The organism is Psychrobacter sp. K31L (assembly GCF_017942195.1).
Taxonomy (GTDB): Bacteria; Pseudomonadota; Gammaproteobacteria; order Pseudomonadales; family Moraxellaceae; genus Psychrobacter; species Psychrobacter glaciei.
Genome location: NZ_JAGKSC010000003.1, coordinates 120,762 through 134,286 on the forward strand (window position 1 = coordinate 120,762; position 13,525 = coordinate 134,286).

General features: G+C 41.2%; 12 protein-coding genes. 6 read left to right on the top strand and 6 right to left on the bottom strand.

The features are described from left to right. Positions 1–10 precede the first annotated feature (10 nt). The 3 genes from J5X94_RS06040 (at position 11) to J5X94_RS06050 (ending at position 3,038) form a co-directional block, all read left to right on the top strand. Positions 11–1,177 carry a nucleotide sugar dehydrogenase gene (locus J5X94_RS06040; RefSeq protein ID WP_210540617.1) on the top strand — a complete coding sequence of 389 codons (1,167 nt, stop codon included), beginning with the start codon at positions 11–13 and terminating at the stop codon, positions 1,175–1,177. Then, positions 1,177–2,190: an NAD-dependent epimerase gene (locus J5X94_RS06045; RefSeq protein WP_210540618.1), complete on the top strand. Its 1,014-nt coding sequence runs from the start codon at positions 1,177–1,179 to the stop codon at positions 2,188–2,190. The genes J5X94_RS06040 and J5X94_RS06045 overlap by 1 nt, the downstream gene beginning before the upstream one ends. An 80-nt stretch (positions 2,191–2,270) precedes the next feature. Beyond that, positions 2,271–3,038, top strand: coding sequence for a hypothetical protein (locus J5X94_RS06050; RefSeq protein ID WP_210540619.1), 768 nt, complete (start codon positions 2,271–2,273; stop codon positions 3,036–3,038). Between the two features lie 73 nt (positions 3,039–3,111). On the opposite strand, the gene J5X94_RS06055 is transcribed toward J5X94_RS06050, so the two are convergent. From J5X94_RS06055 to glnE, 6 genes are all read right to left on the bottom strand, one after another. Continuing rightward, on the bottom strand, positions 3,112–4,224 hold the full coding sequence (locus J5X94_RS06055) for a glycosyltransferase (RefSeq protein WP_210540620.1): 1,113 nt from the start codon (positions 4,222–4,224) through the stop codon (positions 3,112–3,114). Positions 4,225–4,278: 54 nt separating this feature from the next. Continuing rightward, positions 4,279–5,370: a glycosyltransferase gene (locus tag J5X94_RS06060; RefSeq protein WP_210540621.1), complete on the bottom strand. Its 1,092-nt coding sequence runs from the start codon at positions 5,368–5,370 to the stop codon at positions 4,279–4,281. Positions 5,371–5,436: 66 nt separating this feature from the next. Beyond that, positions 5,437–6,318 carry a glycosyltransferase gene (locus J5X94_RS06065; protein WP_210540622.1) on the bottom strand — a complete coding sequence of 294 codons (882 nt, stop codon included), beginning with the start codon at positions 6,316–6,318 and terminating at the stop codon, positions 5,437–5,439. Positions 6,319–6,407: 89 nt separating this feature from the next. Next, the gene (locus J5X94_RS06070) at positions 6,408–7,244 is read right to left on the bottom strand and encodes a glycosyl transferase (RefSeq protein WP_210540623.1); all 837 of its coding nucleotides are present in this window, start codon (positions 7,242–7,244) and stop codon (positions 6,408–6,410) included. Positions 7,245–7,350: 106 nt separating this feature from the next. After that, positions 7,351–8,280 (bottom strand): branched-chain amino acid transaminase, encoded by a 930-nt coding sequence (locus J5X94_RS06075; RefSeq protein ID WP_194363167.1) that lies wholly within the window; start codon positions 8,278–8,280, stop codon positions 7,351–7,353. 559 nt (positions 8,281–8,839) lie between these two features. Continuing rightward, positions 8,840–11,707 (bottom strand): bifunctional [glutamate--ammonia ligase]-adenylyl-L-tyrosine phosphorylase/[glutamate--ammonia-ligase] adenylyltransferase, encoded by a 2,868-nt coding sequence (glnE, locus tag J5X94_RS06080; protein WP_194619827.1) that lies wholly within the window; start codon positions 11,705–11,707, stop codon positions 8,840–8,842. A 580-nt stretch (positions 11,708–12,287) separates the two neighbouring features. Here glnE and tusD point away from each other — a divergent pair. The 3 genes from tusD to J5X94_RS06095 all read left to right on the top strand — a co-directional run bounded on the left by tusD (position 12,288) and on the right by J5X94_RS06095 (position 13,524). Next, complete coding sequence (tusD, locus tag J5X94_RS06085) at positions 12,288–12,749, top strand: sulfurtransferase complex subunit TusD (RefSeq protein WP_210540624.1); 462 nt, start codon at positions 12,288–12,290, stop codon at positions 12,747–12,749. A gap of 67 nt (positions 12,750–12,816) precedes the next feature. Beyond that, on the top strand, positions 12,817–13,140 hold the full coding sequence (locus J5X94_RS06090; RefSeq protein ID WP_210540625.1) for a hypothetical protein: 324 nt from the start codon (positions 12,817–12,819) through the stop codon (positions 13,138–13,140). A 54-nt stretch (positions 13,141–13,194) separates the two neighbouring features. Continuing rightward, the gene (locus J5X94_RS06095) at positions 13,195–13,524 is read left to right on the top strand and encodes a hypothetical protein (protein ID WP_210540626.1); all 330 of its coding nucleotides are present in this window, start codon (positions 13,195–13,197) and stop codon (positions 13,522–13,524) included. Position 13,525 lies beyond the last annotated feature (1 nt).

Genomic DNA, 13,525 nt, shown 5'->3' on the forward strand with positions numbered 1-13,525 from the left:
TGGATATATTATGAAAATAGCAGTAGTAGGTACAGGCTATGTAGGCTTATCAAATGCAATGCTATTGGCACAGCACAATGAAGTCGTCGCTGTGGATATTGTTCCTGAAAAAATAGACCTATTAAATGCAAAACAGTCTCCAATTGAAGATGAAGATATTGAAGACTTTCTATCGCATAAAAATCTCAACTTTTCTGCGACACTTGATGCTGCGACGGCCTATGAAGGGGCTGATTTTATCATCGTCGCAACACCGACCGATTATGATACCAAGACCAATTATTTCAATACATCAACGGTAGAAGCAGTGATTGAGCAAGTACTTCTAGTCAATCAGCAAGCGACTATTATTATAAAATCTACCGTGCCCGTTGGCTATACCGCTAGTATCAGAGAGCGCTATGCCACTGATCGTATTATTTTCTCGCCTGAGTTTTTGCGAGAAGGCAAAGCACTACACGACAATCTTTACCCTTCTCGAATCATCGTAGGTGCACAGTCTGAACAGGCACAGCAGTTTGCTGAGTTATTGCTTGAAGGCGCTATCAAAAAAGAGGTACCGCTACTATTTGTAGAATCAACTGAAGCTGAAGCCATTAAATTATTTTCTAATACCTACCTAGCAATGCGCGTGGCCTATTTCAATGAGCTCGATACTTACGCACAAACCTTTGGGCTTGACACCAAACAAATCATAGAAGGTATTGGCTTAGACCCACGTATAGGTAACCATTATAACAATCCGTCATTTGGCTATGGCGGCTACTGCCTACCCAAAGATACTAAGCAGCTATTGGCAAATTATGATGAGGTGCCAAGCAACCTTATAAAGGCTATTGTCGATTCTAATAGAACTCGCAAAGACTTTATTGCTGACAAAATTATCGAAAAACGGCCAAAAATCGTGGGCATACATCGACTGGTCATGAAAAGTGGATCAGACAATTTTAGAGCTTCTGCGATACAAGGTATTATGAAGCGCATCAAGGCAAAAGGTATCGAAGTTGTTGTTTATGAGCCTGCACTGCAAGAGAGTGAATTTTTTAATTCGCGAGTTATTCAAGATTTAGAAGCATTCAAATCGATGAGTGATATCATCGTGGCAAACCGCCTATCTGCTGACATACAAGACGTCTCTGATAAAGTATTCACAAGAGACCTATTCGGGAGCGACTGATGAAAGTTTTAGTCACGGGTGCTGCAGGCTTTATTGGTTTTCATTTAATCAAAGCGCTACTGGAAACAGACTTATCTGGTAAAGAGCACTTTATCGTTGGTATTGATAATCTTAACGATTATTATGACACAGGCCTAAAAGCAGAGCGTTTAGAGATATTAAATAGCGTATCAACACCAGAAAACTTTACGTTCATTAAGTTAGACCTTGCTGATCGCGATGCTATGTCAAACCTTTTCTCTGATTATCAGTTTGATACGGTTATTAACTTGGGTGCCCAAGCGGGCGTACGCTACTCTATCGAGAACCCGAACGCCTATATTGATTCAAACGTAGTTGGCTTTGTTAATATACTTGAGGGCTGCCGTCACCACAATATCAAGCATTTAATCTATGCCAGCTCTAGCTCTGTCTATGGTATGAATATCAAACAGCCATTTACGACTGCTGATTGTGTTGACTTTCCTATCAGCCTATATGCCGCTACCAAAAAATCGAATGAGCTCATGGCGCATAGCTACAGTCATTTATACAATATCCCTACGACAGGATTAAGGTTCTTTACGGTTTATGGTCCTTATGGTCGACCTGATATGGCGTATTTTTCTTTTACCAAAAAAATTCTGGCTGGTGAACCCATTGATATCTACAATAACGGTGATATGCAGCGTGATTTTACTTATATTGATGATATCGTCAAAGGTGTCATTCGCATAATGAATAGAATACCCTCTCCCCAGTATCCTACTATCACTACAGCGACTGCCCCATACAAGATTTACAACATTGGTAACAATCAACCAGTAACTTTGCGGCGCTTTATAAGTGCTATCGAAGACGCTTGTGGCAAAAAAGCTCAGGAAAATCTATTACCGATGCAAGCAGGTGACGTGCCGATTACTTATGCGGACATAGATGAGCTGGTAGATGATATTGGCTTCAAGCCTGAAACCAGTATCGAAGACGGTATTGAAAAATTTGTCGCTTGGTATAAACAATATTATTCAGTTTGAATAGGTAATTATCTCTAAAACCCATGTTATAGATGTTAAAGCTTTAATATCGTTGTATTTTCTCAAAGGATTTTGATGACATGACCACACCTTCTAATTGGCAAAGAAAATTGCTACTCATGTTTCGAAGCGAAAAAAGATTGAATGCGGGCAAGGTTATCAAAAACTATGATGGCAAAAGCTTTGACGACATGAAAGCAACAACAATTACAGAGTCAATGTGCGATATTGAGACGTTGACAGACGAACGTAAGAGCAAGGCGTTAGAATGTCATTTAAATAACTTAAAGCATCAATCCTTGGGTGAGTCTGAACTCTGCTTTTATCACAATACGCTTATTATATTGATGCGCCGTAAATACAAAATGGACAAAATATTTGCAGAATTCGAAAGGCTATGGGTGGCAGAGAACCATTATTTATTAGAAAACCTGTCACTACGCTGGATAGTTTCAGCCTGCGATACTTTCATCGATCACTCAGATAACGTCAATAGAGCCGCTATTTTGATGAATGTCATTACACTAATGAATACTGTCCGAACTTATGAGACCAAAAATTTTTTACAAGCCCCTCCTGCTGCTGAACCCATACCATTATTAGATGAAAAAACCGACATACTGTATGCTGGTGACTTGTCTCTATATGATGGTCTCACTTATTTTCGTATCGGCACCGATGACAGTCTGAGAAATATGCGCAAGCGCTATCACAAATTCTACAAAGTCGACAAATTAGCTACTACTATACTGCTCGCTGTATTCGAAAAACTACAGAATAACCAGAGTGCTTTTGCCACGCTACGGCAATTGCATAAAGATGATTGGTCTAAATGGTGGTTGGATTAATACAGAACTCTTTTGTTCTGATCTATAGTAAATTTTATATGTAGTTGAATTTAAATTAATAAATAAGAAGCAGCTAATCACTTTTAGTCATGAACGCTATATATTGTTGAGCAATTTTAATTGGCAATAGCTCATCATCAAACGAAGACTGATAGATATCAGCATTAGCCATCGCCTCATCCATCTTCTTAGCTAAAGCGTCAATATCTCCTACGGAAACAAGGTTATATGGCGGTAACAACTCTCTTGGACCTGATGGGCAATCTGTACTAATAACAGGTGTTCCTAAAGCCAATGATTCAGCAATAACACGTCCAAACCCCTCAAATACTGAAGATAAAACCATAAACCTTGCTTTTTGAATATAAGGATATGGGTTTTTCTGAAAACCTAGAAAATGCACATTGTTATCTAGACCTAGAGAAGTAGTTAACTCTTTCATTGATTCTAATAAGGCACCCTCGCCCAGTAATAGAAGTGGGAGTGTCTTACTAGTTTTTGCATAACTCTTAAGTAATACTTCATGAGCTTTCTGTGTCTTAAAACTGCCAACATGAATAATATAATCATCAAATTCTGGTTTAAATTCTGATGCCGACTCCATGATTTGTATTTTATCAATTGGGTTATATATTGTCGTTGTATTTGTAACAGCTAAGGTAGATTGAAAATCCTTTTCAACACCTTGACTGACACAGATACAAGGATGCCGAGAATAAATATTACTTAATTTTTTCTCTCCTACTTTTTTACCTTCGCTTCTAAACAACTCGATTTTTTTAGAAATAGTATTCCTGATAATATGTGCAATATTAGGTAGATTACTGTGACGCATGACCATATCGGCTTTATCTAAATTTGATAACGTCAATATCGGTATGCCAATTTCCTTAGTCACATACTTGTCTAACATTTTTGCAAAATACCAGTGTCTAAGAGGCTTAGTAGGTACAGATTTATAGGCATTCAGATCCAGCTGATGATAAAAGAGATTATCACTGAGCTCGTAGGCTACTTTAGATTTGAATCGTAAAATATGGACTTCATAACCTAATTCATAAAAACCTTGTCCAAGAGTCAAAACAGACCGCTCAGCGCCGCCACCTTGAAGACAATTGATAACCAGTAGCACTTTTTCTTTTTTATTGGAGTCTTCTTTTATCTGGGTAGTAGTAGTAGTAATCATTTATTAAATATTCTTAGAAATAGTTGTTATGAATTTAAAGGTGACGTTATTTTATTACTTTGTAGAATCCAGCCTTTGAGCAAACTCAAGATATTTCTCAGCTATTCTGGCTGGCATAAGTGACTCATTAAATGGCGCATGAAATTTTTGTGGATTATTCATTGCTTGACGCATTTTTTCGGCAATCGTATCAATATCGCCCATTGGCATCAAGTTAATTTCTGGCAGTAGCTCACTTGGACCTGACGGACAGTTGGTGCTAATAACTGGAGTACCTAGCGCTAGAGCCTCCGCAATGACCAAAGCAAAGCCTTCCCAGTCAGAAGTCAGTATCTTAAATTGCGCATGCTTAATATAGGGAAAAGGGTTGTCACGAAAACCTAAAAACACCACTTTTTTTTCTAAACCTAATTCTGTGACTAATCTCTCTATCTCGCTCTTGTGTTTACCTTGACCCAAGAGCAATAACGGCATAGATTGATCAGTTTTTGCGTAGGCTTTTATCAATATATCGTGACGCTTCGCATCTTTAAAGCTACCCGCATGGATTATATAGTTTTGATATTCAGGAATGAAAGCATCAGCCTGCTTTTGAATGCTGTCTTTATCAATTGGATTGTGGATTGCAGTCGTTGGCGTAATATGACCAAAGCTTTTGATAAAATCTTTTTCAGCGCCCTCACTGACACATACACACGGATGTTTAGTATATATCTCCACCATTCTTTTCTTCAACTGCTCAGCATCGCAATTTTTATTGAATTTGTAGAGCAGTGATACGGTGTTATGAATAATATAGATGATATTGGGCAGTTTACTGTTACTCAGGATACTATCCGTTCGATCAAGGTTAGACAATATGATGTCAGGCTGACCGATATTTTGTGAAATATATTTATCGACAGAACGCGCAAAAATTTTATCACGCCTTTCACATCCAGGTATGAGCTTATAGGGTTTGAATTTGAGTACGTGGTAATTAAGATTTGGACTTAAGTCATACTCTACCAAGGGTTTGAACCTTAAGACGTGTACCTCATAGCCTAATTGATCAAACCCTTGACCTAAAGTTAATACTACACGCTCCGCACCGCCACCTTGTAGGCAATTAATAACGAGTAACGCTATTTTTTTGTGCTGATTCATAAACTACAACCTATGGATTAAATCTTTAGTCACTTAAAAAAACCTGCAATTATTTTATCGAAACAGCTAGCGCTTAAATAACTTCGAAAACAATGACTTAGAAAACAATGATTTAGAAACGCTCGGACGAGTGACTTTATTACCACTGTAGCCTTGTTGAGATTTTTTTGGAAAATCTCCAAAAGGCTCTACTCGATAATTATCTAAATGATATCCATTGGCAAGCGCCTCATTATAATAGACATCAAAAAATTCGGACAAATCTTGTCTTGGGTGCGGCATTATCTCACCATCAAACCAATGCTCAAAGCCTTCTTCCTTCACTCTGGCTATTGCGTATTGATGACTAAACTGTGTGCCCATATCCGAATAATGTAGAATTTTAATTTCTTCTATCACTAACTCTTCACCATCTATACAGTTATAACTGTCTTGGTAAGGCTCAATCAACTGAGTATTTTTCTTAAATAGCGCCATCATTTCTTGATGACTTTTCGGATTTTTTTTGAGTTTTTCAATAGGTAAAACAGCAGTTTTTGCGGCCTCACAATCCCAAACACAAGTACATAGCCGAGTCATGTCAGCATTTGTTTTGGCCGCTACTATAGACTGCCCTTCGATAGGATGCTGCCACAACTTTGATAAATCATCTAAAACTACGACATCAGCATCCATATAAATCGCACGTCCAGAGTAATTGCAATACTCCGGAATCGCCCATCTAAAACCAGAGAAAGGAGTTGACCACTTGGTGGTATCCCAGCCTTTACCATTTTCAGGATCCGAATACCAATAACTATCAGGGTCACGCGATAGCTGCATCCATACTATCTCAACAGGTACACTGGTATGTTTATGAATACTATAATCTAGAACCATCATCTGCTCTAGATCACAGTTATTTGGATCACAGCCCACAAAGACTCTGATGGTATCGTTTGTTTTCATAACTCTATCCGTTCACTAGGGAATGCTCTAACCCTCATATTTATAAGGGTTAAAACATCGATACTAATTTTTACTAGGCCGTGTTGTGCTTATTCTTTCCAGTACTTCTCAATCCACCCTACTGGTAAGATAAAATGGCGCAAATGACGTAGTGGACTTTTTAAGTTTTTGGGCTCAGTAAGCTGTTTCAAATGTTCCTTGGCGTTATTGGCAGCATTTTTATTGTATCTGCCTTCGATCGCATGCGTAGGATATAGGTCACCAGGGAAGATAACCAAACGAGCACCTTTAGGAATCTTTGGCTCTTTAAAGTAGTTAAGCGGGAATGGCTGACGACATTTGCGTCTAAAGTGTGCCACCCATGCCTTTGGAAACAACTTGACGCCGCCGGGGGCATTACGAGTGACAAAACGCTGCTCAAAACGGTACTCATCAGCGATACCTTGCGGATCTGCTTTGAATTTTTCTTGCAATGAAACAAGCGCCCCTATCTGAAATCTAAAGCAAGAAGTCTGGCCTAAACGCTCTAATGGATTACTAGGATTATAAGACAAAATAATATCATCCGGCTCGCCATATTCAAAGAAAGGATCGAGGCTGTCTACTATAATCACATCCAAATCTACAAACAGTACTGTACCCGTCAAATCACCAAGCGTCTCACCCCACAAACGAGATTTTGGCCATTTACCGAGTGTGTTGGTTGGCATAGCAACATCTAGTGGCGGCAGTGCTTGACATTCGATTTCTGGACGTACATCGGTGGTGTCATCAGTGAAGCAGACAAAGCGAAATGGTGGTGTAATGTTACGAGACACCATGCCATACAGTTTGTTGGCATAATCAGCCCCGTACTTTGTGCCCCATTTAATACAGATGATTTGTTTGATATTCTTATTATCTGCTGTACTAGAATCTATTGGCATTGACTGCTCACTTTAATATTATGAATAAATATGATGGCTATATTAGCACAAAAAAAAGACTGAACAATTATGTTCAGCCTTTTTGGTCTTCAAAGTAACTGCTTTATCAGTCAATAAAGCTTAACCAATCCATATACTGCTCATTGCGGCCATGTACCACATCAAAGTACAAGGTTTGCAGTTTCTCAGTCAAGGGTCCACGGCCGCCATTACCGACCGTGCGATCATCGTATTCACGGATAGGTGTGACTTCAGCAGCCGTACCAGTCATGAATATCTCGTCCGCGAGATAAAACTCATCACGAGTGATACGACGCTCAACGACTTTAATACCTAAATCATCAGCGAACTGAATGATAGTACGACGAGTGATACCATCAAGTGCTCCGCCCGCTAAGTCTGGCGTATGTAGCACGCCATCTTTTACTAAGAACAAGTTTTCACCAGCACCTTGGCAGACATAGCCTTGCGGATCCATCAAAATAGCTTCGTCGTAGCCATTACGAGTGACTTCTTGATTGGCCATGATAGACACTGGATAGTTACTAGAGGCTTTGGCCTTGCACATGGTCACGTTGGTCATGTGATGGGTAAATGAAGAGGTTTTTACACGGATACCGTTTTTGATACCTTCTTCGCCCAGATAAGCGCCCCAGTGCCATGCAGCAACCATCGCGTTGATGCTGTTATCGCGTGATGACAAGCCAAGTTTTTCTGCGCCTACCCAAATGAGGGGACGAATATAGGCTTCTGCTAAGTTGTTTTGTTTGACCACGTCTTTGTGCGCTTGCTCTAGGGTTGCAGCATCAAATGGTACATCCATTTGAAAGATTTTCGCTGAGCCCAGTAGACGCTCGGTATGTTCTTTTAGGCGAAAAATAGCCGTGCGATTGTCAGCTGTCTGGTAAGCACGTACGCCTTCAAACACCGCCATGCCATAATGCAAGCTATGCGTAAGCACATGAACCTTAGCATCTGGCTGTTCAATCATCGTGCCATTCATCCAAAGTTTACCATCTTGTGTTGCCATATTCATTTTATAGTCCTTATGCTAGCACTGACGTCTAACTTTTTTAGGTAGGTTTTATTTAGGGTCTATTGAACATTCAAATGTGGAACTGGCAGTGGCTACTTTTTAGACAATACGCAGTGAAATTTTTGATGCCTAGTCATTCTAGGTTAGACAATTTCGCCATGTATTGGCAAAAAATAGCCTTGCCCTGAAAGGCTGATGCTAAAATCACCCCAAACGTTGTTGTAAACCTAGCTAAGGTCTCGACATTATCGTCGGTTTACGCCTAGTTTGGGACGATTTTAGCGATCAGCAGTCCTAATATTTGAATGTTCAACAGACCCTAATAGTATCGATCAACATCGTATGATAACACTACAGCGTCAATTTTTATTGCTTAAAACACAGCATTATTATGACGAACGACTGACAGTGTTATGATGATGTGCGACCGATTATATCATTGGCCATGCTGGCAAATGCAAGGTTTTAGTTTGTGCTTAGGTGGCTCTTGTTTATATTAAAATATTGAGTTTGAGCACATTGCCTTATTATGAGTAGACGATAAGTAAAGAAGTTACTATTATTTTTGCTCTGCTGATTCTACACCCATAAGGTGTTGCCACTGCGCTTGTACTAACGCTCGCGTCTCTTGCCATAGCGACTCATCAACGAGTAGTGACTGCTCTGACAAGGCAAGCTGGTGAGTGGCTGCACGTATCCTGAGGTAGGCATCTGTCAAATCTTGACAGACTTGCGCCTCCCAAATACCAAGTGATGCAACTTCCTCAAAAATACGCACGTTGTCACTCCACTTAGTCAAGCTTGGGTATTCATGCGAATAAGCCAATACCGCAAATTGCGCTAGGAACTCAATATCGACAATACCGCCTGCATCTTGCTTAAGATGAAACTTACCGGCTTGTTGCTGCCATTGATTGGTGCCCAAGTGTTTTTGCATTTTGATACGCATACTGGTGACTTCATTACGTACTTGATCCAGTGTCCGTGGCAGTGACAACACATCTCGGCGAATATCACAAAAGCGTACAGTGACTCGTCTATCTCCGCAAATCGCGCGAGCACGTACCAGCGCCTGATGCTCCCATGACCACGCTTTATCGATTTGATAGGTTTCAAACGCATGACAAGATACCACCATCATGCCAGCATTCCCCGAAGGTCGCAGGCGCATATCAATCTCATAAGCGCGGCCATCACGGGTTTGAGTATTGAGATAATTCATTAGCTTTTGTACCAGACGAGCGGCAAATTTCATCCCACTCACTGACTTCTCGCCAGTAGTCATGCCCTGCTCTTTTATCTTATGTAAGAAGACCAAGTCCAAATCTGAAGAATACGACAATTCTAACCCGCCAAGCTTGCCATAACCGATAATGGCAAAACCGCAATCTGCTTCAGTGACCGGGTCGCCATCTTGGCCAATGGGATAACCATAACGGTTGACGATCTCAGCAAAGGCGCGCTCTAACGCTGCTTCTAGTACTACTTCAGCAATATATGTCAATGAGTCCGACACTTTCATGATCGGACGTTCAGCCAATACATCGCTAGCAGCGACAGCCAATACTTGGTTCTTTTTGAACAGTCGCAAAACGCTTAGTAGCTCTTCTTCATCGTTAGGCTCGACGCGCAGTAACTGTTGGCGCAGGATATCGCGCAGCTCACGCTTATCTGGCAAATGGCGATAGCGCTGCTGCAAAAAGGTATCCAACAACACAGGATACTGCGCCAGCTCTTTTGCGATCCAAGGACTGGCTGATAGCATCGGTATCAGCTCAATGGTGGCATTGGGGTTTTCTGCAATCATCACCAAATATATAGAGCGGCGGCAAATAGCCTCTAGCAATGCAATCAAGCGTGGCAAAGCAGTATTGGCTAGCTGCTGCTGTTCTTGATGGGCAAGTAGCGCATGTACGATGACAGGATAAGCATCATCCAAGCGCTCTCTGGCCTCATCACTCAAGTTAGCGACCATTTTTGACTGCCAAAACTTCTGTAATAACTCACGATTGCCTTTTGTTAATACTTCGTCTAAGCGCGCAATCTGCTCTTCTAAATGTTCTGGCTCTAGGTCGGTATCTTCATTATCAGGTACTTGGCGCTCAGTGACCATACGTTCAAATGGCACATTGACATTGTCTCGATGATGATTGAGCTGGCTGAGCAAAGCATTCCAGTCGTCAAACGCTAACGTGACTGCTAGGTTGTGCTGCCAATAAGGATCATGTGGTAGACGCTGAGTCTGCTGATCATTGATCGCCTGAATAGCATGTTCAAGCCGACGCAAAAAGCGATAAGCCATTTGCAGCTGCGCGTACGTTGACTGCTCTAGATATCCAAGTTCGCACAACACTTGCATTGCTTGTAGACAAGGCTTGATCTGTAGTTGCGGATGCCGACCACCGTAAATCAGCTGAAAAGCTTGTACAATAAACTCAATGTCTCTGATACCGCCCGCGCCAAGCTTAATATTATCTAAGTCTTCACGCTGTGCAACTTGATTTTGAATCAGAGATTTCATTTCTCTGAGTGCTGAAAAAGCACTGTAGTCAACATAATAACGAAAGACAAACGGTTTAATCAGTGCCTGAATCTCATCATAAAATGGCGGCTCTATCTGCCCGACCACACGTGCTTTTAGCCAAGCAAAACGCTCCCAAGCACGTCCATGCAAGGCAAAATACTTCTGTAAGGCTGAGAGATGGATGGCCAAATCACTTCCATCACCCCATGGGCGCAAGCGCATATCTACCCGAAAGACAAAACCATCTGCCGTTTTATTATCCAGTAGTTTAATAATCCCTTGACCAAGCCGAGTCATAAAACGCTTGTTGTCTATGCTACGAGTGCCCTTCGCTTTGTCACCATTGGTCTCACCGCGCGCTTGATGCACAAATATTAAGTCAATATCGCTCGATAGATTTAACTCATGAGCACCAAGCTTACCCATGGCCATGATTGCCATGTCATCGATCTGCACATTGCCTAGCTCATTGACAAAGGTTGGTTCACCATACTTAGCAACTAAGTGCTGATAGGTATACTCCTTGGCAAATGAAATACAACCATCCGCAAACTCAGATAACTCATCGGTTAATTGCTCAAGGGCAATCATGCCTAGGGCATCTTGCCAAATCCAGCGCATCATCAACAGCATCCGTAAGTTTCGGAGCCCGCTCATGACCTTGGCTTCATCAGCAAGTTGGTAATTTTCATCTAGCGTGTAATCTTGGATCAGATCATCAATTTGCTGGCGTGTTAAGGTATGATCAAGAGGATAGCTACGCAAAAACGTCTGACATGAAACGGTCCGACTTTCCCAAATCTGATAAGCAAACTCACTTGCCGTTTGCAGGACTTGAAGTTGTTCTACGGTAGGCTGATAATCTGTACCATTGTTCACACGTGAGGGCATAGCAGGTAACATAGTGACGAAAACTCCTTACATAGAATGGTAAGACTACGTGAACCTAGCTCATAAGTTTATTGTTTTTTCTTACGAGGCAGTCACAGCATCAAATAATAATACTCAATGTGCCTACACTTGAGATAAAACCACGTTAAATAACAGTGATTCTATTTGGTTTGCGGCGCTTTATGTTAGCATAAACATCTTTGATAGAGACGACTCACCTCTCTTTTATGATATAACGATATTAGGGCATGTCATCAATTAGCACATGGATACATTTAGTGGTCTTAAAATGGCTAAATTTAGCCAAACATCGTCAGAAACCTTGTCAATATGTTCATATTTACGGCAATTTCTTCCTTGTTTGGCTGCAATTTTCCTCATTTTAAGCCGCACAATCTAAATGATGACACGCCTTAGATGTGACAGTATGATCCGCTGTATGTCGCATTATCAGTATAAACTCTGTTCTCTGTCACGCAAATTTGCACGTAGACGCTATAATAATGTCATTCAAATTAATTTATAAAAAGCATTTATAGCAACTTGGCCGTACTTTTTAAACTCTTATTTATAATATGTGATACTGCGCCTTATGACGACCACTACCCCATTATTACTGATTACTGCTGACCCTAGTCATCCATTGGCACACTTGGCGTTACGTTACGCACGCGCTTACCTAAAGAGCGCAGCCAATAGTCATGATATTGAAGACAATGACACTAATAGTACAGGCAGCAGCGATAATGCTACCACTGAACAACCACTGCTCAATGTCTTCTTTTATGGGGACTCAGCTCATATAGCCAATCGATTGCGCTGGCAGTCAGCTGAGCAAATTAACCTGACCCAAGAATGGAAAAATCTGGCTAAGCAATATCAATTGCCATTACCCGTCTGCGTCAGTACTGCGCTCAGTCGCGGGATTAGTGATAGCGAAAACGGCACTCGCCATCGGCTTGACGGTGACAATTTGGCAAAAGGGTTTACGTTAGTGGGACTCAGTGAGCTGGCAATGATGATGCAAAGCAACTGTCGCCTCATACAATTCTAGCAGCGCATTATTAACAGCGACTGCTTTGACGACGACTGCTTGTGACAAACAACTTTTGGAATAAATCATGAAATTACTGATTCAGCTGCGTACACCAACAGAAATGGCAAGTTATGAAGGTTGTGCCCTCGCTTTAACCTTGGCAACGTTTGGACACGACGTCCAGCTGTACTTAGATGCCCCTGTTTTTGGTTTATTGATGCAATCTGACTCGCGGCTGCATGGCATGATTCAATCACTTGAGCTGTATGATATGCCAGCCGCTTGGCTACCTGAGGATGTCTTTAGTGGCTGGCTCACCGGTATGTTGCCGACAGATTTGGCATCACAGCTTACACTAGTGCCAGAGGTCATCAACTCACAAGACTTTGAGCAGATACTGACCTTTTAAATCGCTACAGAATTTAGACTTATAAAATAACAAAGCACGTAATCGGATACTTTTATGGCAACTTTATATCAATTACATAGCAGCATGGACAAGCTCAGACGCAGCACAGAAGAGATATCACGCGCTTGGCACACAGGTGACAGTATTCTACTACTAGGCACAACTGTCGCTTTTATTGACTGGCTCAATGCTTATTTGAATGACAGTGAGATAGATGGCATTGCGGGTATTTATGCATTAGCAGATGATATAGCGCAGTTAACGGAAAACACCACTAGCAAGCTAAATTTAGAGAGCAAATTGACCCGTATTTTAACGGATGAAGAATGGGTCGAGCTGACTCAAGACAGCCAATTTGATAAAGTGGTGACCACTGCCTTATGAC

Coding starts and splice junctions, on each gene's coding strand:
- J5X94_RS06040 (WP_210540617.1), top strand. CDS start 11: ATGAAAATAGCAGTAGTAGGTACAGGCTATGTAGGCTTATCAAATGCA.
- J5X94_RS06045 (WP_210540618.1), top strand. CDS start 1,177: ATGAAAGTTTTAGTCACGGGTGCTGCAGGCTTTATTGGTTTTCATTTA.
- J5X94_RS06050 (WP_210540619.1), top strand. CDS start 2,271: ATGACCACACCTTCTAATTGGCAAAGAAAATTGCTACTCATGTTTCGA.
- J5X94_RS06055 (WP_210540620.1), bottom strand. CDS start 4,224: ATGATTACTACTACTACTACCCAGATAAAAGAAGACTCCAATAAAAAA.
- J5X94_RS06060 (WP_210540621.1), bottom strand. CDS start 5,370: ATGAATCAGCACAAAAAAATAGCGTTACTCGTTATTAATTGCCTACAA.
- J5X94_RS06065 (WP_210540622.1), bottom strand. CDS start 6,318: ATGAAAACAAACGATACCATCAGAGTCTTTGTGGGCTGTGATCCAAAT.
- J5X94_RS06070 (WP_210540623.1), bottom strand. CDS start 7,244: ATGCCAATAGATTCTAGTACAGCAGATAATAAGAATATCAAACAAATC.
- J5X94_RS06075 (WP_194363167.1), bottom strand. CDS start 8,280: ATGAATATGGCAACACAAGATGGTAAACTTTGGATGAATGGCACGATG.
- glnE (WP_194619827.1), bottom strand. CDS start 11,707: ATGTTACCTGCTATGCCCTCACGTGTGAACAATGGTACAGATTATCAG.
- tusD (WP_210540624.1), top strand. CDS start 12,288: ATGACGACCACTACCCCATTATTACTGATTACTGCTGACCCTAGTCAT.
- J5X94_RS06090 (WP_210540625.1), top strand. CDS start 12,817: ATGAAATTACTGATTCAGCTGCGTACACCAACAGAAATGGCAAGTTAT.
- J5X94_RS06095 (WP_210540626.1), top strand. CDS start 13,195: ATGGCAACTTTATATCAATTACATAGCAGCATGGACAAGCTCAGACGC.